Here is a 20,300-nt window from a genome sequence, read left to right as displayed (position 1 = left end):
CGCGGTGATCCGGCAGGATGCCTGCCATGAAGCCGCCCCCGGCCGGACTGCCGCCCGCGAACTCGCGCAAGTGGCACTCGCGTCGGTGGTGGGACCAGCTCGGCTACCTGAGGGTGCGTTCCCTGGGGAACCCGGAGTGGCAGCGCAACACCCCGTGGCTGCTCGGCGTGCTCACCCGGCAGCGCGATGCGGGGCATCCGGGCGAGCGTGAGCTGTACGACGCGGCGATCGCTGCGACCAGGCGCTACCCCAGGACGACGGCCGGTGCGACCGACGCGGGCGCCGCCTGGGACGAGGTGCTGACCGCGATCGACGACCTGCTCGTCGTGCGTCAGGCTCGACACCTCGAGAAGGTGCGGGCGGCGCAGGCCCAGCAACGGGCGCGTGGCGACAATGAGGTCCATGGCGCACGGACCTGAGGGGGCGGTCTCGTTCCGGCTCTGGCCGCCGGTCGCAGTCGGCGCGCCGCTGCTCTTCGGCTGGCTCGCCACCCTGGCATGGGGTGACCCGGTCGACCTCGGTGCATGGCGCATCCCGCTCGGCTGGGCGCTGGTCGTCGCGTTCGTCGTGTGGAACGGCTGGTCGTTGTGGTTGTTCGCCCGGCACGAGACCGGGCTCCTGCCGGGCCAGGAGACGCGGGCGATGATCGAGGAGGGGCCGTACCGGCTCTCGCGCAACCCGCTGTACGTCGGGCTGCTTGCTCTCTACCTCGGGGTGGCCTTGCTGGTGCCGACGTTCTGGGGGCTCGCGCTGTTCCCGGCTGCAGCGGCGCTGATCCTCTGGGGCGCGATCCTCCCGGAGGAGCGTTACCTGCACGCGCGGTTCGGCGCTCGGTACGACGACTATCGGACGCGAGTGCCGCGCTGGATGGGCCGCGTCAGGCGCTAGACGGGCGGGGTCGACCGTCACGAGACGATCCAGCCGACGACGGTCGTCGCGCCGACGGCGGCCAGGGCAAGCAGGACGGGGCCGGCGATCATGCAGCGCACGACGTCGCTGCGAAGCCGGGGTTACGGTGCCCGGGTCGACGGCTTCGTCGGTGCGGGCGAGGGGAGTGCGCGTGGCGTCGTCACGGGTCGAGCGCATGACGGTGGCGGCATGCGGGATCGCGTCGTCGCTCGGGCTGCCGGTCGACGAGGCGGTGGTGCTGCACGAGTCGAACAAGGTCGCGCTGCGACTCCTGCCGTGCGACGTCATGGCGCGGGTGGCGCCGGTCGAGGACCACGTCGGCCAGCTCGAGCTCGACGTCGCGCGCCAGCTCGTCCGGACCGGCAGCCCGGTCGCTGCACCCGACCCGCGGGTGGAGGCACGGGTCTACGAGCGCGACAGCTTCGCGGTCACGCTCTGGACGTACTACGCACCGCACCACCCCGACGACGTCGAGGCGGCCGACTACGCCGACGCCCTCGTCCGTCTGCACGCCGGGATGCGCCAGGTCGACGTGCCGACACCGCACTTCACCGAGAGGGTCGGGCAGGCGCTGCGGCTCGTGGCGAGCCGCGACCGCACTCCCGAGCTCGACGACGCCGACCGCGACTTCCTCGGGACGACGCTGCGGAACCTGGCCCGGAGGATCGAGGAGCGCAGCGTCGCCCAGCAGGTGCTGCACGGCGAGCCGTATCCGGGGAACGTGCTCTCGACGAAGGACGGGCTGCTGTTCGTCGACCTGGAGACCTGCTGCCGGGGACCGGTCGAGTTCGACCTCGCCCATGCTCCCGACGAGGTCGCCGAGCGCTACCCGGGCGTCGACCTCGCTCTGCTGCGCGACTGCCGGCTCCTCGGGCTGGGGATGGTCGCGGCCTGGCGCTGGGACCGGGACGACCGCCTGCCCGACGGGCGGCGACTCGGCGAGGAGTGGCTCGGTCAGCTCCGGGAGGGGATCGACAGTCTCGGCCCGGATGCGCCCCTGGACTGAGTGCGGGTCGACGTCGCACGTCCGGAGCCCGCGACGCACCTTCGCGGCAGTACAGAGCAACGACGAAGGACCGCCGCGGAGTGCGGCGGTCCTTCGTCTGCCCGGGTGCTCAGAGGCTGCGGGCGGAGATGTCGCCGAGGGCCGTCGTCGCGCGGATCGTCAGGTCGACGGTCCCGGTGTTCGTGAGCGCGTTCTCGATCCGGCCGAGGCTGGTGCCGGCGTCGAGCGAGGCGGACACCCCGGTGGCGGCGGCGACCGACACGTCGCCCGCCTGGGTGGACAGGACGAGGGTGCCGCCCAGGGCCTCCGCGATGCGGATGTCGCCCTTGCCGGTGCTGATCTCGGCCGAGCCCTGGAGGCGCCCGACGGTGACGTCACCGGCGTGGGTGGTGATGTGGACGGCGGCGGCCTCGTCGAGCTTGACCGAGCCGTACGAGCCCTCGAACGTGACGTCGCCGAGCCGGCCGACGCCGCGGACCTCGGCGCTCGCGGCCTTGGCGTCGACGCGGGAGCCGGCGGGCAGCTGGACGGTGACCTCGACCGATCCCGAGGCGCCGAGGACCTGGTGGCGCACGGGGGTCTCGATGCGCAGGACGCCGTCGGCGTAGGCGACCGTCGTCTGCTCGGCGGCCTTGACGTCGCGGCCCTTGGTGGCGTCCGCCGCAAGGACCTCCACGACGGTGTCGGTGCGGTCGGCGGCGATGAGCTGGACGCGCCCGCCGGGGACGTCGAGGAGGACGGAGATCGGGGTGCTGGTGGCGAAGATCGACATCGTGCTCAACTCCTGTGCTCGTGGGTTTCTGATGTTGGAAACGCTACGTTGCGTTCAAGGAGTGAGCAACAGTGATTTCGCAACGACGTCGTATCAACGCAGGTCAGAGTAGAGAAATTGTTGCAATGGAGATGAACCTAACGCAACGAGACGAATCTGTGCCGTTGCAATGACAAGAGGCGAACGCTACGGTCGAGCCCACACGGAGCGCGAAGGAGACACCGATGCCAGGAGGCAGGCTCACCCAGCAGGAACGCCAGCAGATCGCGCTGGGCCTGGCCGACGGCCTCGCCTACGCCGTGATCGCCCGACGGCTCGACCGGCCCACGTCGACGATCACGCGCGAGGTGATGCGCAACGGGGGCCCGACCGGGTACCGCGCCGACCTCGCGCACCGCGCCACCGAGCGCCGTGCCCACCGACGCCCCCAGGCCGCGGCGCGCGGGACGACGACGGCACCGGCGGCCCGCGGACGTGACGAGGCCGCCGTGCGCGAGTACGAGGAGACGTTCACGACGCTCCTCATGCAGTCCGGGGTGCCCAAGATGATGGCCCGGGTGCTGACCTGCCTCTACACGTCCGACACCGGCAGCCTCACGGCGTCGGAGCTCGTCCAGCGGCTCGACGTGAGCCCGGCGTCCGTGTCCAAGGCCATGGCCTACCTCGAGGTCCAGGGCCTCGCCCGCCGGGAGCGCGACGACGTGAGCCGTCGCGAGCGCTACGTCGTCGACGACGACGTCTGGTACCAGTCGATGATCGCGGCGGCCCGCTCGAACCAGCTGCTCGCGCAGACCGCCCGGCAGGGCGTCGCCGTCCTCGGGCCCGGGACCCCGGCGGCCAACCGCCTCGAGGGCATCGCGCGGTTCGTCGACTTCGTGGGGGAGAGCATCGCCCGCGCAGCGGAGCAGGCGCGCGACATCCTGTACACGAACCCGACGCCCGACCCGGGTCGGGAATGACGGACCGCGGCGGGGGTCGCACCCGCCGCCGCGGCCCGTCCGTTCACCAGGTGCGCGTCACCAGACCCGGCTGACCGAGTACGTGAGCGTGTCGTCGTGGAACGTGACCTCGTAGATCGCCGGCCCCTGGGTGAGGGGGATGTTCGGCCCGCCGGGCTCCGCGGTCCCGTCACCGACGCCGGTGTCCCCGAACGTCACCGCGCCGGTGCCGTCCACGTCGAAGAGGAACTCCTCGACGGGGTGGGCGCCGAACGCCATCGTGTGCCGCCAGGTGTGGTCGGCGACGAGCTCCATCGGTGCGACGGTCCACTCGGTGCTCGTGCCGCGCAGCGTCATCGTCGGGTAGCTGCTGGCGAACCCGCCGCCTCCACCGGTGGTGCTGACGACGGAGTAGGCGAGCGTCGCGAGGTCGACGGTGATCGTGTACGTCCCGGCGTCGGGCACGACGATGTCGGGGGCGCCCTGGTCGAGGACGCCGTCCGGCTGGAGGTCGCCGTACGTCGTGCCGGACGGGTCGACGGTGACGCGGAACCGGCCCCACGGACCGGAGAACGTCTCGTCGGCCGTCCACGTGCTCGCCGTCCCGGGGACCTTCGTCATGGGGCCGGGTGCTCCGCTGTTGAAGGTGCCGTACAGGACGGGCTCCTGCTCGACGACCCCGAGGTCGACGTGCACGACCGCACCCTCGGGCCCGACCGACTCGGTGCGGATCGAGACACCGGCGGCCGGGTCGGTGAAGGTCCGGCCGACCTGCAGCGCCGCGTCGGAGAAGCTGCCGTCGGGCGTGGTGTCGACGAGCTGCGTGGTCCACTCGTTCGCGCGGCGGACCTCGACGCCGTCGAGCAGCGCCGGGTAGTCCTTCACCTGTGCGTCCCAGAACTGGCCGAAGGGCTGGCGGACGTCCAGGTCGTAGGACTCGCCGGACGGGAGCGGGATGCGCAGGACCTGCGGCTGGTCCGTCGTCACCTCGGACGGGGCGAGCGTGTAGGTGCCTGACGCGCTCACGGTGGTGATGCCCGACGGTGCGACCCACCCGAGCCGCGCCTTGTAGCTCGCCGAGTACTGGAACCCGATCCAGTTGTTGCCCATCGTGTCGAACGGGTCTCCGTACTCCCAGACGCTGCACGTCCCGCCGGTCACCTCGACGGACGTCGCCTGCCCGTCGGGGCCGGTGCAGTAGAGCGACTGGGCGTGGCTGAGCCCGAGGTTGTGGCCGAGCTCGTGGTTCGCGACCGACCGGGTGCCCCAGTCGCCGGCGTACAGGTTCACCGAGACCTGCCCGCCGACGTACGCCCACCCGCCGAACCAGCAGCCTCGGTCGGCGGAGTCGAGCACGTAGGCGACGTGGTCGTAGGCGCTGAGGTCGAGGCCCGCGGCCTGCAGCGCGTCCTGGCCCGCCTGCGCCTCGTTCCCGCACGCGGTGTCGGCGGGGATCTGCAGCGAGCCGTAGACGTCGCCGTCGGCACGGTCGCGGCCGCGGAGCTCGAGCTGGGAGAACGAGCTCTCCCGGAAGAAGGCGGCGACGGAGTCGTCACCGGTGAAGAAGTTCCGGCGGGCGTCGTCGACGCTCCACGGCGCGGGTCCTGCGGGGCCGAGCTGGAGCAGGACGACGGCGACGGTCCGGCTGGTGACCGCGGCGGCGTCCGGGGCCGCGGTGAGCTCGCGCACGGCGGTGCCCTCGAACGTGGAGGTCGCCTCGGGGACGGCCGGCTCGTCGGCGGTGGCCGTGCCGGTGACGGTGACCTTCTGGCCGGGGGCGACGTCCTCGAACAGGTCAGGGGTGCCCTCGACCTGCACGCTCGTGCCGTCGGCGAGGCGCACGAGGTCGTGGTCGGCGTCGGTCGGCGCGACGGGCGTCGGGGGTGTGGCGGCCGCCGCGGGGGCGACCACGGGCGGGTCGACCTGGAGGCGCTCGTAGGTGCCGGTGATGTGCTCGGTGCCCGTCGACGGCGCGTCGGCGGCGGCGGTCCCGGCGCCGGCGACCGCGCCGACGAGGGCGAGCGCGGCCGAGACCGCGACGGCTGCGACCCGGGCGCGCACTCGCGCGGCGGCCGGGGCGGGTGGGGTAGGGGCGTGGAGGTGTGGCTGGTGCATGGGAGTGCGTCCGATCTGGTGGAAGGTGCTGCTGCTGTAGCTCGGCCGGCACCTGCGGAGCGGCCGTCTGGGCACCCGGAAGCGGCGAAGCCGGTCGCCGCGACGGGTCGTCGCGGCGACCGGCTCCGGTGCCGGGTGCACGGTGCGGAGGGCGGTCGGAGACCGCCGCTCGGAACGTCGGGGAATTACCGCTTATCGCTGAACGAATGGGCCGCGACAGGCGGTGCGGACGAATTCGGGGAATGTGGGGAGGAGATCGACCGACGGGCTGCGGATCGTGGCCGCAGCGAGTCGGGACGAGGAGGACGGGCGTCGGGCGGGCGGCACGGCACTGTCTCCTTCATATGCAGTTCACCTGCGGTTTCATCGTCAGGCGAGGCATCCGCCACGGTTGGCGAGCAGGCGCCACCAGGACGACCTGGGAGCGCTCTCATGGAGATGCACACGAATCTTCTTCGTTCCCGTGGACACGTGTCAAGGGATCAATCTGCCTTTTCGGGCAGACTGTGTCCGGCGCGCGCGGATCTGTCGCGCACCGCTGTCTAGCCGCCGGTGCCCGGTGGGCCGGTCAGGACGGTGGGGGCGTACTCGAGCAGCTGCAGCCGCCCGTCGAACGTGCGGCTGGCGACCAGGTCGAGACGGACGTCGGGGTAGCCGTCGTAGATCCGCTCGTGCCCCGTCGCGCCGGTGATGACCGGGAACACCACCACCCGGAACCGGTCCACGAGCCCGGCCTCCAGCAGCGACCGGCACAGGGTCAGGCTGCCGATGGTGCGCAGCAACGGCCCGTCGCCCGCCTTCATGGACCGCACGGCCGGGACCGGGTCCCCGCCGACGAGGCGCGCGTTCTCCCACGCCAGCGGCTCCGCCAGGGTCGACGAGAAGACGACCTTGGTCGCCGCCGTGAGCTGGTCGACCCCCGGCTCTCCGGACGTCGCGAACGCTGACATGAGCCGGTACGTCGTCGCGCCCATGAGGATCGTGGCGTCGCGCTCCGGGGATGCGTCGAGCCACGCCAGGTACTCGGGCCCTTCGAGCCCCCACCAGCCGGGCCAGCCCTCCGCGGACGCGTAGCCGTCGAGCGAGGTGATGAAGTCCACCAGCAGCTCCGCCATGAGACCTCTCCTTCCCGTCGTCACACCACCGTGCGAGAAGCCGCCGGGGCGAGCAACCGCAGCGGCGTCCGCGGGTGTCGGATCGCGGCGCCGCCGTTCGTGGCAAGGGTGAGAGGGAAGCGTCCGCGGGAAGGGATGACCATGAAGCTCGTCACCAACACCCAGATCACCGTCGACGGCGTCATGCAGGCGAACGGCGGGAACAACCCGGAGCTCGACCCCGGGTTCGACCGTGGCGGCTGGGCCCTGCCGCTCGGCGACGAGGAGTCGACGGGCTACATCGGTGACTTCTACCTGCGGGCCGACGCGTTCCTGTTCGGCCGGCGCACCTACGAGCTGTTCGCCGGGTACTGGGGCGTGCAGGACGACCTCGACGACCCGTTCGTCCGGTCCCTGAACACGCGGCCCAAGTTCGTCGCGTCGCGCACGCTCACCGACCCGCGGTGGGCGGGGACGACCGTGCTGTCGGGGGACCTCGTGGCGGCGGTCCGCGACCTGAAGGCGAAGCCCGGCGGCGAGCTGCAGGTCCACGGGAGCGGGCAGCTGGTCCGGTGGCTGCTCGAGCATGAGCTCGTCGACGAGCTGACGCTGATCGTCTGCCCCGTGATCGTCGGCGCGGGCACGCGTCTGTTCCCCGAGCGGGGCCTCGACCACGCCCTCGAGCTCGTCGAGCAGCGCACGTTCCCCACGGGGATCACCGTGCAGACGTACCGGCCGGGCGGGCGCCCGCAGTACGCCTGACAGGCCGGCGCCCGGGCGCCCAGGGAACGGGCGCCCGGGCGTGGGTCTCAGACGACCCCGAGGGCCAGCATCGCGTCGGCGACCTTGGTGAACCCGGCGACGTTCGCCCCGACGACGTAGTTGCCGGGGGAGTCGTACTCGTCGGCGGTCGCGAGGCAGCGGTCGTGGATCGAGTGCATGATCCCGGCGAGCCGCTGCTCGGTGTAGTCGAAGCTCCACGAGTCGCGGCTGGCGTTCTGCTGCATCTCGAGGGCGGACGTCGCGACGCCGCCGGCGTTCGCGGCCTTGCCGGGGGCGTAGAGCACGCCGGCGTCCTGCAGCAGCGCCGCCGCCTTGGGGGTGGTGGGCATGTTGGCGCCCTCGGCGACGGCGACGAGGCCGGAGCGGACGAGCGCGGCGGCGTCGTCCTCGTCGAGCTCGTTCTGCGTGGCGCACGGCAGGGCGATGTCGGCGCCGACCTCCCAGACGCGGCGTCCGGGCACGAACGTCGCCGCACCGCCGCGGCGCTCGGCGTAGACGGACACGGGCAAGCGGTCGACCTCGCGGGTCTGCTGGAGGAGGGCGAGATCGATGCCGGCCTCGTCGACGACGTACCCCGTGGAGTCCGAGCAGCCGACGACGTGGGCGCCGAGCTGCTGGGCCTTCTGGATCGCGTACTGGGCGACGTTGCCGGTGCCGGACACCAGGACGCGGCGGCCGTCGAACGACTCGCCCTTCGTGGCGAGCATGCGCTCCGCGAACAGGACGGTGCCGTAGCCGGTGGCCTCGGTGCGGACGAGGGAGCCGCCCCAGGTGAGGCCCTTGCCGGTGAGCACGCCGGACTCGTAGCGGTTGGTGATGCGCTTGTAATGGCCGAACAGGTAGCCGATCTCCCGGCCGCCGACGCCGATGTCGCCGGCGGGGACGTCGGTGTGCTCGCCGATGTGCCGGTACAGCTCGGTCATGAACGACTGGCAGAACCGCATGACCTCGCCGTCGGAGCGGCCGCGCGGGTCGAAGTCGGAACCGCCCTTGCCGCCGCCGATGGGCATGCCGGTGAGGGCGTTCTTGAAGACCTGCTCGAACCCGAGGAACTTGATGATCCCGAGGTACACCGAGGGGTGGAACCGCAGGCCGCCCTTGTACGGGCCGAGCGCGGAGTTGTACTCGACGCGGAAGCCGCGGTTGATCTGCACCTGCCCGGCGTCGTCGACCCACGGCACGCGGAAGATGATCTGGCGCTCGGGCTCGCAGAGACGGCCGAGGACGGCGGCGTCGACGTACTGGGGGTTCTTGCGCAGCACGGGCTCGAGCGAGTCGAACACCTCGTGGACGGCCTGGTGGAACTCCTGCTCACCGGGGTTGCGCGCCAGCACCTGGGCGAGGACGGTCTCCAGCTGATCCTTCATGCGTCTGCTCCCGCTCGTTCGCGTGCGCCGCGCTCCCTGCGCGCGCGGGCACTGCCTGCAGTCCAGGCTCCACCCGCGCGGCTGCTCCCGCGTGGGCCGATCGTCACGAGCCGGGGCTCGTGGCGGTGTGACGTTCACCGCCGGGGTGGCGTCGCGTGCAGGGTAGGGCCGTCGCCTCGGGCATCTGAACGGATGTCCATCAGGCGGTCGAGGCACGGGTGGCCGCACGACGTGTCACCGCGCGCTGGCAGGCTGGGCGCGTGACCCCCGCCCCCACGCCCACGGCCTCCGCTGCGCTCGCCGTGCTGCGCCGCCTCGTCGGCGACCCCGCCGCCGAGCTCCACGACGGCCAGCTCGAGGCGATCGAGGCCCTCGTCGACGACCGCCGGCGCGCGCTCGTCGTGCAGCGCACCGGGTGGGGCAAGTCCGCCGTGTACTTCGTGGCGACGATGTTGCTGCGCGAGCGCGGCGCCGGCCCGACGGTGCTCGTCTCGCCGCTGCTCGCGCTCATGCGCGACCAGGTCGCCGCCGCCGAGCGGGCCGGTGTGCGCGCGGTCGCGATCAACTCGACGAACGCGCACGAGTGGCAGGACGTGCTCGCCGCGCTCGCGGCCGACGAGGTGGACGTGCTGCTCGTCTCGCCGGAACGGCTCAACAACCCGTCGTTCCGGGAGAACCAGCTCCCCACGCTCGTGCGGCGGCTCGGCATGCTCGTGGTCGACGAGGCGCACTGCATCAGCGACTGGGGGCACGACTTCCGGCCCGACTACCGGCGGCTGCGGGACCTCGTCGCGGCGATGCCGCCGGGCGTCCCGGTGCTCGCGACGACGGCCACCGCGAACCGCCGGGTCGTCGCCGACGTGGCCGAACAGCTCGGAACCGGCGGGGCGGACGTGCTCACCGTCCGCGGGCCGCTCGCCCGGGCGTCGCTGCGCCTCGGCGTGCTGCGGCTGCCCGACGCCCGGACGCGGCTCGCCTGGCTGCTCAGCCACCTCGGCGACCTGCCCGGCTCGGGGATCATCTACACGCTCACCGTCGCGGCCGCGCAGGACACCGCGCGCCTGCTGCGCGAGGCCGGCCACGACGTGCGGGCGTACACCGGCCAGACGGACCCCGCCGACCGGGAGGCCGCCGAGGGCGCGCTCAAGCGCAACGAGGTCAAGGCGCTCGTCGCGACCAGCGCGCTCGGCATGGGCTTCGACAAGCCCGACCTCGGGTTCGTCCTGCACCTCGGTGCCCCCTCGTCGCCCGTCGCGTACTACCAGCAGGTCGGCCGCGCGGGTCGTGCGACCGCGAGCGCCGACGTGCTGCTGCTGCCCGGCCCGGAGGACCGCGACATCTGGCAGTACTTCGCGACGGCGTCGATGCCCGACCGGGGGCGGGCGGAGCGGGTCATCGCCGAGCTGTCCGACGAGCCGCTGTCGACGCCCGCGCTCGAGGCGCTGGTGGACATCAGGCGGACACCCCTCGAGCTGCTGCTCAAGGTGCTCGACGTCGACGGTGCGGTGCGCCGCGTGCAGGGCGGCTGGGTCGCGACCGGGCAGCCGTGGACGTACGACGCCGACCGGTACGCCCGCATCGCCGCGGCACGCGTCGCCGAACAGGAGCACATGCTCGAGTACGAGCGCACGGACGGCTGCCGGATGGAGTTCCTGCAGCGCAGCCTCGACGACGAGACGGCCGCGCCGTGCGGCCGGTGCGACTCGTGCGCGGGCGCCTGGTACCCGGTCGACGTCGTCGACGGTGCCGCCGCGTCGGCGGGGCGGGCGCTCGACCGGGTCGGTGTGCCTGTGGAGCCGCGGGCGCAGTGGCCGGTCGGCGCCGACCGGCTGGGGGTGCCGGTGCGCGGGCGGATCGCCGTCGAGGAGCGGGCGTCCGAGGGGCGGGCGCTCGCGCGCCTGACCGACCTGGGCTGGGGGAACGCGCTGCGTGAGATCTTCGCCGCGGGCGCGGCGGACGCGCCGGTGACGAGGGCGATGCTCGACGGGTGCGTCCGGGTGCTCGCGCAGTGGGGGTGGGACGAGCGGCCGACGTCCGTCGTGGCGCTCCCGTCGCGGCGGCGGCCCCTGCTCGTCGACTCGCTGGCCCGGGGCATCGCGGACGTCGGCCGGCTGCCGTACGCGGGGGCGCTGGCGCTTCGCGACGGCGGCCCGACGGGCGAGCCCGGCGGCAGCAGCGCGTTCCGGCTCGCGGGCGTGTGGCAGCGGTTCGACGCGTCGGCGCTCGAGCTCCCGCCGGGACCCGTGCTGCTCGTCGACGACCTCGTGGACAGCCGGTGGACGGTCACCGTCGCCGCCCGCGAGCTGCGCCTCGCGGGCGTGCCGGAGGTGCTGCCGTTCGTGCTCGCGCTGCGCGGCTGACCCGTGCCAGGTATCTGGGAGGCGGCTGCGCCGTCCATTCATCCTGTGGGTGGCATCGGGTCACCCGCCGTTCGTGACGGTCGAGCAGCGTCCTGCTCGGCCGTCGGGGTGCACGGCCTGCAGGGTGCCCGCGACCTTCACCCTCGGGAGGGGTCGCCCCGCCCACGGACGCAGTGAGATGGTCGACGGACGACGCACCGCAGAGGGGTCCTACGTGCTCGTGAACCGGCGAGGGAGCAGGCGTGCGCACCGTGCGCGCCCGCGGACGGTCCGACCGCACGGGTCGGTCGTGGGACGCTCCGGGGCCGTCCTCCTGACGGTCCTCGTCGCGGGAGCCCCCGTCGTCCTGTCGCCGGCGCTGGGCGTCCTCCCGGTCGAGGCGGCCGAGGTCGCGGCGGTGCACGAGGGCGTGCCGGCGCACCTCCCGGTCACCCGCAAGCAGGTCCCGCCGGAGCTCAACCCGTTCGCGGTGCAGCAGGCGCTCGCGCGGCTCGACGACCGCCTCGAGGCCGTCGAGGCCGCCACCGCGACCCTCGTCGGGCACCCGCTGGTGCCCGCCGCACCCGCCCCGCCCGTCCACGTCGCCCACCTCGTGCGGACCGGCTCGATGCCCCGCGCCGACGTGACCGAGCGGCTGCAGGACGACCCGGCGGACGCCGCGCCGCCCGACGTGGCCGCCGAGCCGCCGCAGTGGACGGGCGAGCCCGAGCAGCTCCCGCCGCGGATCGACGACGCACGCCAGGAGCTCGACGAGGGCGACCTGAGCAGCGCGATCCGCGCGGTCGACGACGTCGAGCAGGACGTGCTGCTCGTCGCCACGGACCTCGCCGACGGGTCGGCCCAGACCGCCGCCCTCGCCCGGCAGCTCGTCGCGACCGACCCGCACGTCGCCGTGCTCGACGCCGCCGTCGCCGCGACCCACGCCGCCGCCGACGCCCGCGACGTCGTCGCCGCCGCCGCCGCCGCGATCCAGGCACGCGACGCCGCCACGGGCGTCACGCTGGCCGCCGACGTCGCCGCGCAGAGCGCCGACGAGGCGCTCAAGGCCGCGATCGCCCTGGCCGAGCTCCAGGCGCACTCCACCGACGGGTTCACGAACGGCAACATCCCGCTCGAGGTGCTCTGCCCGGTCGTGTTCGCCCCGCAGCACCACCTGCGCTGCGACGCGGCCGAGGCGCTCGGCCGGATGAACGTGGCCTACCGGGAGGCGTTCGGCCACGACATCGTCCTCACCGACTCGTACCGCACGCTCGAGGCCCAGGTGCGCACCAAGGCCGCCAAGGGGCCCCTCGCCGCGACGCCCGGCACGTCCAACCACGGGTGGGGCCTCGCGATCGACCTGGGCGACGGCGCGAACTCCTACCGGTCGGCGCAGTACGCGTGGCTCAAGGTCAACGCGGTCCTCTACGGCTGGCACCACCCGTCGTACATGGACGAGGGCGGCCGCGGCCCGCACGAGCCGTGGCACTGGGAGTTCGGCACGGTCGACGACCGTGGCACCGGGACGTCCGCACCGATCCTCGTCAACGGGGAGCCGAACGCGGCGACACCGGTCGTGCCCGTCGAACCGGCGACCACGACGCCCACGGACGCGCCGACACCCAGCCCGACGCCGACCCCGAGCGGGTCGCCGACGCCGACCCCGACGGCCGGCGAGTCGCCGACGCCGACGGACTCGCCGAGCCCGGAGCCGAGCGGGTCGCCCACCGAGCAGCCGACCGACTCGCCGACCGACGCCCCGACCGACGCCCCGACCGACCCGACCGACCCGCCGACCGACCCGGCCACGGAGCCGACGACCCCGGCCCCGGACCCGACGGACCCGAGCAGCCCGACGCCGACCGAGCCGGCCTGATCGCGCTCGCCCCACGCGTCACCGGTCGGTCTTCTGCCGCTCGGGTACGGCCTCCGGCCGGCCGGCGCGTCAGGTGCCTGGACCGGATCGCCTGGTCCGCCCGGGCCGGACGCCGACGGTCCGCGTGTACGCGTGGCTGAACGCGGCCTCGGACTCGTAGCCGAGCTCGGCGGCCACCTCGCGGACGGTCGCGCCGCCGTGCGCGAGCCGGTCGGCCGCCACGTGCATGCGCCACCGCGTCACGTACCGCATGGCCGGCTCGCCGACGACCTGCGTGAACCGGGCCGCGAAGCTCGACCGGGACATCGCCGCCTGGCGGGCGAGCGCCTCGACCGTCCACGGCCGTCCCGGGTCGCGGTGGACGGCGGCGATCGCGGCGCCGACCTGCGGGTCGCGCAGCGCGCCGAGCCAGCCCGTCCGGGACTCCTGGGCGTCGAGCCAGGCGCGGACGGCCTGGATGACGAGGATGTCGGCGAGCCGGGTAGTCACGGCCTCGCCGCCGGGGCGGGCGCGGCGGAGCTCGTCGGCCATGAGCGTGAGGGTGCTGTCGATCCAGGAGGGTGCGTCGGGTGCGGACCGGTCGATGTGCACGACCGGCGGCAGGAGCTCGAGCAGCGGCCGGGAGGCGGGACCGTCGACGCCGAGCACCCCGCACACGAGCTCGGTGCGAGGGCCGGGACCGTGGTGGCGGAGCACCGAGTAGTGCGCGGAGACGTACTCCTGCGGCAGCTCGTCGACGCGGCCGAGGGACGGCGTCCCGGGGGCGCTGAGCAGCAGGTGCCCGCGGCCGTGCGGCACGAGCGCGAGGTCCCCGACGCCGAGGTGCACGGGCGGGTAGCCGTCGACCTCGACCCACGCCTCGCCCGCGGTGACGACGTGGAAGCTCACGCAGTCGGCGAACGCGGGCATCTCGACGGCCCAGTCGCCGTCGGCCTCGGTGCGGCAGTAGAAGAAGCCGGTGATCCGCAGCCGGTGCAGGGCTTCGCCCACGGGGTCGACGGGCGTCCACGGCGGGTCGGCGACGAGCTGGCTCATGAGACCCCTCCGAAGGCCACAGCGGACGATCCGACATGTTCGACCGACGTCCGATCATAGACCGTCCAGGTCGGGCCTGGTGGGCTGAGGGCAGAGCCGGCGCGCACCGCACCGCTCACGCACCCCGGAGGGACACCATGAAGGTTCTCGTCGTCGGCGCGACGGGCGGCTCCGGCCGCGCCGCCGTCACCGAGCTCGTCCGTCGCGGCCACGAGGTGACCGCGCTGTCGCGGCACGCGACCACCCTGACCGCCGAACCCGGCCTGCACGCCGTGCGCGCGGTGGACGGCGACGCCACCGACGCGTCCGTCGTCGGGCCGCTCGTCGCCGGGCAGGACGCCGTCGTCGTCACGCTCGGCATCAGCGAGAGCGCGGTGCGCGTCCGCCTGCGCGGACCCGCACGCACCGCCCCCGACGTCCGCTCGCGCGGCACCCGCACGGTCGTCGACGCCATGCGGGTGCACGGCGTGCGGCGGCTCGTCGTGCAGACGTCGTACGGCGTCGGCGAGACGCGCGACCTGCTCTCGGCGGTCATGCGCGTCGTGTTCGCCGTGCTGCTCCGCCCGCAGATCGCGGACACCGAGGTCCAGCACGCGCTCGTGCGGGACAGCGGCCTGGACTGGGTGAGCGTGCAGCCGGTCAGCCTCACCGACGACCCCGGCGAGGGCATGCCGTTCGCGTCGTCGACGGGAGAGGTCCGGGGGACCTCGGTCGCGCGGGCGCGCGTCGGCCGGTTCCTGGCGGAGGCCGTCCAGGACGGTCGCTGGGTGGGCCGGACCGTCGCCCTCTCGGGCGTCGCCGACGCGTCCGTCGACCGGTCCGCCACCGGCGCCCGGGCCTGACCGCGCGCAGGTCCGGGTGCCGAGGCGGTTGGGCCGTTCGGAGGGACCCCCTGGTGTTCTGACGGCCAGCGGTTACGCTTCGCGATCACCATGCCCGCCCAGACATCGCCGTCTCCGCGCCGCCGACGTCCCCGCCTCCTGCGCCCGGAGGTGCGGGCGTCCGTGGCTGCGGCGACGGTCCTCCTCGCCTTCGTGGGGGCCCTCGCGGTCGCCGACCCGTCGGGCCTGCTCGCACCCGTGGGGGGCCGCGGCCTGCCGCTGCTCGGCACGGGCGGCGCGTACGGCTGGGCCCCGCTGCTCGTCGGGCTCCCGGTGCTGCTCGCCGGGGTCGTCGTGCCGGTGCACGTGGTCGCCCGCGTCGGGCGGCCCGTCGTGACCGGCGGGTGGGTGCTCGTCGTCACCTGGGTCGCCGCGGTCGGTGCGGGCGCGCTGGCCGCCGCCGCCACGGCCGTCGTCTCGGCGCTGCCGCTCGCCGGGCCGCACCTGTCGCCCCTGTCGGTGGTGCGGTTCGCGTTCGCGACCAGCGGGTTCGCGGCGCTCGAGCTGCTCGCGGTCGGTCCGGTCGCCGGAGCGGCGGCGGCGCTCGCGTTCCGGTTCGGCCCGCACGACGCACCCGGACGTGCCGAGGCCGCCGAGCCCGCAGAATCCGCAGAATCCGCGGAATCCGCCGAGCCTTCCGGGCGAGCCGGCTCCCGCCCGCCGGCCACCCGGCTCGTCCTGCCGGTCGTGGCCCTGCTCGTCGTGGTCTCGCTCGCCGCCGTCGGGTTCGCGTCGACGACCTGGCGCGGTGGCCCCGTCGGGTACGCGTTCGCCGGACCGCTCGTCGCGCCCACGGCCGCCGCCGGGGTGCTCGGCCTGCTGGCCGGGACGGCCGTGCTTGTCGGGGCCTGCACGGGGACGCTCCGGGCCCTGGTGCGGCGGCTCGACGACCGGGCGTTCCCCGTGTCGGTGGCGGTCTGGCTCGCCGCCATCGTCGCCGGGCTGTGCCTCGGGGTCGTCGACGCGCTCGTCGCGGCGCTGCCCGGCTCGGCCGCGGTCGCCGGCGCCGGACCGGACGCGTGGTGGGTCGCGACGACGTTCGTCGCCGTCGCGACCGGGATCGGCTACGGCGCCGCCGTCGGGCTCCTCGCCGCCCTCGCGACGGGCCTCGCGTGGCCGTGGCGCGACCGGCTGCTCCCGGCCGTGCCGCACCCGCGCTCGCGACGCCTCGCCGGCGGCGGGCTGGCCGTGCTGCTGCTCACGCTGCCGTTCGTCGTCGGGACCCCCGCGGAGGCCGGTCCGCAGGCGACGACCCCCGCTGCCGCGACGGACGACCTGCCGCGCCTGCAGCTGCTCCCGGCGCACGAGCCCGGCGGGCTCCCGGCCATCGGGGACGAGACGGGCCGGCAGGTGGTCCTGCGGGGCGTCAACGTGAACCAGCTCATCGACTACTACCTCAAGGACCCCGCGGTCCCCGCCACGGGGCCGCTCACCGACGACGACTTCGCGCAGATCGCCGCGATGGGCTTCGACGTCGTCCGGCTCGGCATGTCGTGGTCCCGGCTGGAGCCGCGCCGCGGCGAGATCGACGAGACGTACCTGCGGCAGGTGCGGGCGGCCGTCGCGTCGGCGAAGGCGCACGGCGTCTACGTGGTGCTCGACATGCACGAGGACGCCTGGGGCAACGCGATCGCCCGGCCCGACGAGACCTGCGGGGGCGGCACGACCCCGACGACCGGCTGGGACGGCGCCCCGTCGTGGGCCACGATCACCGACGGGACGCTGCACTGCCAGTTCATGGCCCGCGACCTCGCGCCGGCGGTCGCGACGGCGTTCAGCAGCTTCTACACGGACCGCGACGGCATCCAGACGGAGCTCGTGCGGACCTGGGCGACGATCGCGCGGACGTTCGCCGACGAGCCCGCCGTCGCCGGGTACGACCTGCTCAACGAGCCGGGCATCGGCGCGGACCCGCCGGTCAGCTCCGGGCTGCTGCTCGGCCGCTACTACGACGCCGCGATCGACGCGATCCGCGCCGCCGAGCAGGACGCCGGCGGCTTCCCGCACCTCGTGTTCTTCGAGCCGAGCGTCCTGTGGTCGGGGCTCGCGTTCGACGTCACGCCGCCGCCCGGCTTCACGGACGACCGGCAGCTCGTGTTCGCGCCGCACCCGTACAGCGAGTCGATCTCGATGGACCAGTCCCTCGGGTTCACGCTCGCGTCGATCGAGCGGAACCTCGACGTGTCGTCCCGGGCAGCCGCCGCGTACGGCGCGGCGCTGTGGGCGGGGGAGTGGGGATGGTTCGGCGACCCCGACGTCGACGGCGCGAAGGTGCAGCGGTTCGTGGCGGCGCAGGACCGGCTCGGCATCGGCGGGGCGTTCTGGGTGTGGCGGCAGGGGTGCGGCTCGCCGGAGACGGCGTCGGACGCGACGTCGTCCGGGAACCTCGTGTCCGTCGACTGCGCCACCGGTGAGCTGTCGCCGCCGCCGGACGGCTTCGCGGTCCCGCTGACCCGGGCGTACCCGCGGGCGTTCCCCGGCCGGCTCGACTCCCTCACGTCGGGGACGGGCGGGCGCGACCTCGAGCTCGCCGCCACGGTCGTGTCGGACGACATCGGCTGCCAGCTCGACGTCTGGGTGCCGGGGGAGGCGTTCCCGCAGGTCAGGACGACCGGCGTCGCGGACGCGACGACCACCGAGGTGCCCGGCGGCTGGCGGGTCACGGGGTGCGCGTCCGACGCGTACACGGTGTCGGTCACGTCGTAGCGCGACGCCCGTCGCACGCCTGTCGCACGGCCCGGGCGTACGCCGGGTTCCCGGTGATCAGATCGTTTCGACTTACTCGATCAAATCGTTTCGTCATCCGTCCGACCTGCCGATACGGTCGGTGGACGCCGCGATCGCCGAAGGCCATCGCGGACGTCCCCCTGTGTCCCTCCGGTCCGGAGTCCGCTGTGCCCAAGATCCTCACCGCCGGTCGCCCGTGGCGCGTCATCGTGCTGTTCGCCGTGCCGCTGCTCGTCGGCAACGTCGTCCAGCAGCTCTACCAGGCGGCCGACGCCCTCGTCGTCGGCCGCGTGCTCGGCGTCGACGCGCTCGCCGCCGTCGGCGCGACGGGCAGCCTGCTGTTCCTGCTGCTCGGGTTCGCATGGGGGCTCACGTCCGGGTTCGGCATCCCGACCGCGCAGGCCTTCGGGGCGGGCGACCACGCCGCCGTGCGCCGGTCCGTCGCTGCGGGCACCGCGCTGTCGGCCGTGACGAGCGTGCTGCTCACGGTCGGGGCGCCGCTGCTCGCGGGCCCGGCGCTGCGGCTCCTGCAGACCCCGGAGGAGCTGCTGCCGCAGGCGACGACGTTCGCGGTCGTCAGCCTCCTCGGCGCCAGCACGATCGTGTTCTTCAACTACCTGTCCGCGATCATCCGGGCCATCGGCGACTCCCGCACGCCGCTGGTGTTCCTCACCGTGAGCTGCGTCCTCAACGGGCTGCTCGTGGTCGGGGCCGTCGGCGTCCTGCGCACCGGCGTCGCCGGGGCGGCGCTGTCGACCGTCCTGGCGCAGGCGGTGTCGGTCACGCTGTGCCTCGCGTACGTGCGCCGGCGGGTGCCCGTGCTGCACGTGCACCGCGACGACTGGCGGGTGTCCCGCGCGGACCTCGGCCGGCACCTGCGGCTCGGCCTCCCGATGGGCTTCCAGGCGTCGATCATCGCGATCGGCACGCTCGCCGTGCAGGTCCGCCTCAACGAGCTCGGTGCGGACGCCGTCGCCGCCTGGACCACCGCGGTCCGGGTCGACGGGCTGGCCGTCTTCGTGCTCGCGTCGCTCGGCATCGCGGTGTCCACGTTCGTCGCGCAGAACCTCGGCGGCGGGCGGCCCGACCGGATCCGGGTGGGCGTCGTGCAGGGGTCGTGGATCTCCGTCGCCGTCGCGGTGGTGCTCGGCGTCGTCGTGGTGTTCGGCGGGCCGTCGATCGTCGCTCAGTTCGTCGGCGGCGGCGAGCAGCAGGTGGTCGACATGGCCGCGCACTACCTGCTCGTCAACGGGGTGCTGTACGCGGTGCTGGGAGTGCTGTTCGTGCTGCGCGGCGCCTTGCAGGGCCTCGGGCACACCGTGGTGCCGACCGCGACCGGCGCGATCGAGCTCGCCTGCCGGCTCGTCGCCGCCGGGGTCCTCGGTGCCGCGTACGGGTACGACGGCGTCGTCTGGGGCAACCCGCTCGCGTGGGTCGGGGCCGTCGTGCTGCTCGTCCCCGCGTACGCGGTCGCGCAGCGGCGGCTCCCGCTGCGGCGCGCGGCCGCCGGCCAGGCGTCCGGGGCCCCCGGCGAAGGACCCGTCGGCGGGCCTGCGGCGATGGAGGCGCTCGTCGGCGACGTCCTGCCGGCGCCGTACCCGGCGCCCGACACCGAGACCGAGCCGGCCCCCGCACCCGAGGGCCGTTCCCGCCGGTAGGGGCGTCAGCCGTCCCAGCCGAGCCGGTGGGCCACCGCGTCGGCACCCGCCGACGGGAAGTCGTCCCAGCCGGGCTCCAGGACCTCGCGGCACAGCTGGTGCAGGTCGCGGGCGGCCTCCTCCACCGGGCGCGCCAGCGCGGCACCGAGCCGCGCCCCGATCTCGGGGTACGCCGCCTCGAACCGTCGGGCCGGGTCGATCCGCTCCGGGTCCGTCGGTGACGGCAACCGCTCCCGGACCGCGCGGACGAGGTGCTGCGTCGCCCACTGGCGGACCAGCTGGCCGCCGCTCAGCACCTCCCCGCGGCGCGCCCGCCCGACGCCGAGGAGGACCTTGACGAGGAACAGCGCCGTCTCGTTCGCCGGGTCCAGGGCCACCGCACGCGCCGCCCGGTCCTGCGACGCGGCGACGAGCGCGGCGACCGACCCGTCGTCGAACACGACCCGGTGGTGCACGAGCGCGGCGCCGTCGAGCTCCGCGGCCGTGGCGGCGGCGAACTCGAGCACGTGACCGTCGCGGTACAGGACGGAGAACCCGATCTCGCCCTCGCGGGCGAGGGCCGCGACGTCGTCGACGTCGGGCAGCCACGCACGGACGTCCCGCACCTCGTCCGCGGCACCCGGCCGGGCGACGACGAAGAAGTCGTGGTCGGACCACTCGTCGCGCCGGTGCGCCTCGGCGGCGGAGCCGAGCAGCACGAGCCCGACGACACCGGGCTGCGAGCGGGCTGCGTGGACGAGCGCGTCGGTCCGCTCGTCGAACGTCGGTGTCATGCGGGCGATGCTGGCCGACCCCGGCCC

16 protein-coding genes are annotated in these 20,300 nt (G+C 74.4%); 10 read left to right on the top strand and 6 right to left on the bottom strand.

Annotated features, from left to right (window positions below; genetic code table 11):
- Window positions 1-26 precede the first annotated feature (26 nt).
- The 3 genes from Cch01nite_RS02455 to Cch01nite_RS02445 all read left to right on the top strand — a co-directional run bounded on the left by Cch01nite_RS02455 (window position 27) and on the right by Cch01nite_RS02445 (window position 1,915).
- Complete coding sequence (locus Cch01nite_RS02455) at window positions 27-419, top strand: hypothetical protein (protein ID WP_203748030.1); 393 nt, start codon at window positions 27-29, stop codon at window positions 417-419.
- Window positions 403-888: a methyltransferase family protein gene (locus Cch01nite_RS02450; protein WP_203748028.1), complete on the top strand. Its 486-nt coding sequence runs from the start codon at window positions 403-405 to the stop codon at window positions 886-888. Before Cch01nite_RS02455 ends, Cch01nite_RS02450 begins: the two co-directional genes overlap by 17 nt.
- A 172-nt stretch (window positions 889-1,060) precedes the next feature.
- Entirely contained in the window at window positions 1,061-1,915 is an 855-nt protein-coding gene (locus Cch01nite_RS02445) for a phosphotransferase (RefSeq protein WP_239069754.1), read from the top strand.
- 109 nt (window positions 1,916-2,024) lie between these two features.
- Here Cch01nite_RS02445 and Cch01nite_RS02440 read toward each other — a convergent pair whose 3' ends face one another.
- Window positions 2,025-2,687: a DUF4097 family beta strand repeat-containing protein gene (locus tag Cch01nite_RS02440; RefSeq protein ID WP_203748026.1), complete on the bottom strand. Its 663-nt coding sequence runs from the start codon at window positions 2,685-2,687 to the stop codon at window positions 2,025-2,027.
- A 224-nt stretch (window positions 2,688-2,911) separates the two neighbouring features.
- Between Cch01nite_RS02440 and Cch01nite_RS02435 the strand changes: the two genes are divergently transcribed.
- A complete protein-coding gene (locus Cch01nite_RS02435) occupies window positions 2,912-3,646 on the top strand; it encodes a GbsR/MarR family transcriptional regulator (RefSeq protein ID WP_203748023.1) in 735 nt (244 codons plus the stop codon).
- A 57-nt stretch (window positions 3,647-3,703) separates the two neighbouring features.
- On the opposite strand, the gene Cch01nite_RS02430 is transcribed toward Cch01nite_RS02435, so the two are convergent.
- Entirely contained in the window at window positions 3,704-5,740 is a 2,037-nt protein-coding gene (locus Cch01nite_RS02430) for a zinc-dependent metalloprotease family protein (protein WP_203748020.1), read from the bottom strand.
- 542 nt (window positions 5,741-6,282) lie between these two features.
- On the bottom strand, window positions 6,283-6,855 hold the full coding sequence (locus Cch01nite_RS02425; protein WP_203748017.1) for a dihydrofolate reductase family protein: 573 nt from the start codon (window positions 6,853-6,855) through the stop codon (window positions 6,283-6,285).
- Between the two features lie 141 nt (window positions 6,856-6,996).
- On the opposite strand from Cch01nite_RS02425, the gene Cch01nite_RS02420 reads away from it, so the two are divergent.
- Complete coding sequence (locus tag Cch01nite_RS02420) at window positions 6,997-7,596, top strand: dihydrofolate reductase family protein (protein WP_203748013.1); 600 nt, start codon at window positions 6,997-6,999, stop codon at window positions 7,594-7,596.
- A 47-nt stretch (window positions 7,597-7,643) separates the two neighbouring features.
- Here the strand turns inward: Cch01nite_RS02420 and gdhA are convergent, their stop codons facing one another.
- A complete protein-coding gene (gene gdhA / locus Cch01nite_RS02415; RefSeq protein ID WP_203748011.1) occupies window positions 7,644-8,984 on the bottom strand; it encodes an NADP-specific glutamate dehydrogenase in 1,341 nt (446 codons plus the stop codon).
- A 260-nt stretch (window positions 8,985-9,244) separates the two neighbouring features.
- Here gdhA and Cch01nite_RS02410 point away from each other — a divergent pair, with 260 nt between their 5' ends.
- Both Cch01nite_RS02410 and Cch01nite_RS02405 read left to right on the top strand, forming a co-directional pair.
- Window positions 9,245-11,344: a RecQ family ATP-dependent DNA helicase gene (locus Cch01nite_RS02410; RefSeq protein WP_203748009.1), complete on the top strand. Its 2,100-nt coding sequence runs from the start codon at window positions 9,245-9,247 to the stop codon at window positions 11,342-11,344.
- Between the two features lie 289 nt (window positions 11,345-11,633).
- Entirely contained in the window at window positions 11,634-13,199 is a 1,566-nt protein-coding gene (locus Cch01nite_RS02405; RefSeq protein ID WP_203748007.1) for a M15 family metallopeptidase, read from the top strand.
- A gap of 69 nt (window positions 13,200-13,268) precedes the next feature.
- On the opposite strand, the gene Cch01nite_RS02400 is transcribed toward Cch01nite_RS02405, so the two are convergent.
- Window positions 13,269-14,234 (bottom strand): AraC family transcriptional regulator, encoded by a 966-nt coding sequence (locus Cch01nite_RS02400; protein ID WP_203748005.1) that lies wholly within the window; start codon window positions 14,232-14,234, stop codon window positions 13,269-13,271.
- A 137-nt stretch (window positions 14,235-14,371) separates the two neighbouring features.
- Here Cch01nite_RS02400 and Cch01nite_RS02395 point away from each other — a divergent pair, with 137 nt between their 5' ends.
- From Cch01nite_RS02395 to Cch01nite_RS02385, 3 genes are all read left to right on the top strand, one after another.
- Window positions 14,372-15,076, top strand: coding sequence for an NAD(P)-dependent oxidoreductase (locus Cch01nite_RS02395; RefSeq protein WP_203748003.1), 705 nt, complete (start codon window positions 14,372-14,374; stop codon window positions 15,074-15,076).
- Window positions 15,077-15,238: 162 nt separating this feature from the next.
- Window positions 15,239-17,821: a glycoside hydrolase family 5 protein gene (locus tag Cch01nite_RS02390; RefSeq protein ID WP_203748001.1), complete on the top strand. Its 2,583-nt coding sequence runs from the start codon at window positions 15,239-15,241 to the stop codon at window positions 17,819-17,821.
- Between the two features lie 188 nt (window positions 17,822-18,009).
- A complete protein-coding gene (locus Cch01nite_RS02385; RefSeq protein WP_203747998.1) occupies window positions 18,010-19,500 on the top strand; it encodes an MATE family efflux transporter in 1,491 nt (496 codons plus the stop codon).
- 5 nt (window positions 19,501-19,505) lie between these two features.
- Here the strand turns inward: Cch01nite_RS02385 and Cch01nite_RS02380 are convergent, their stop codons facing one another.
- A complete protein-coding gene (locus Cch01nite_RS02380; protein WP_203747995.1) occupies window positions 19,506-20,273 on the bottom strand; it encodes a hypothetical protein in 768 nt (255 codons plus the stop codon).
- Between the last annotated feature and the right edge of the window lie 27 nt (window positions 20,274-20,300).

This window comes from Cellulomonas chitinilytica, from assembly GCF_016862675.1.
GTDB classification, from domain to species: Bacteria; Actinomycetota; Actinomycetes; order Actinomycetales; family Cellulomonadaceae; genus Cellulomonas; species Cellulomonas chitinilytica.
This window is presented reverse-complemented; position numbering and strand designations above follow the sequence as displayed.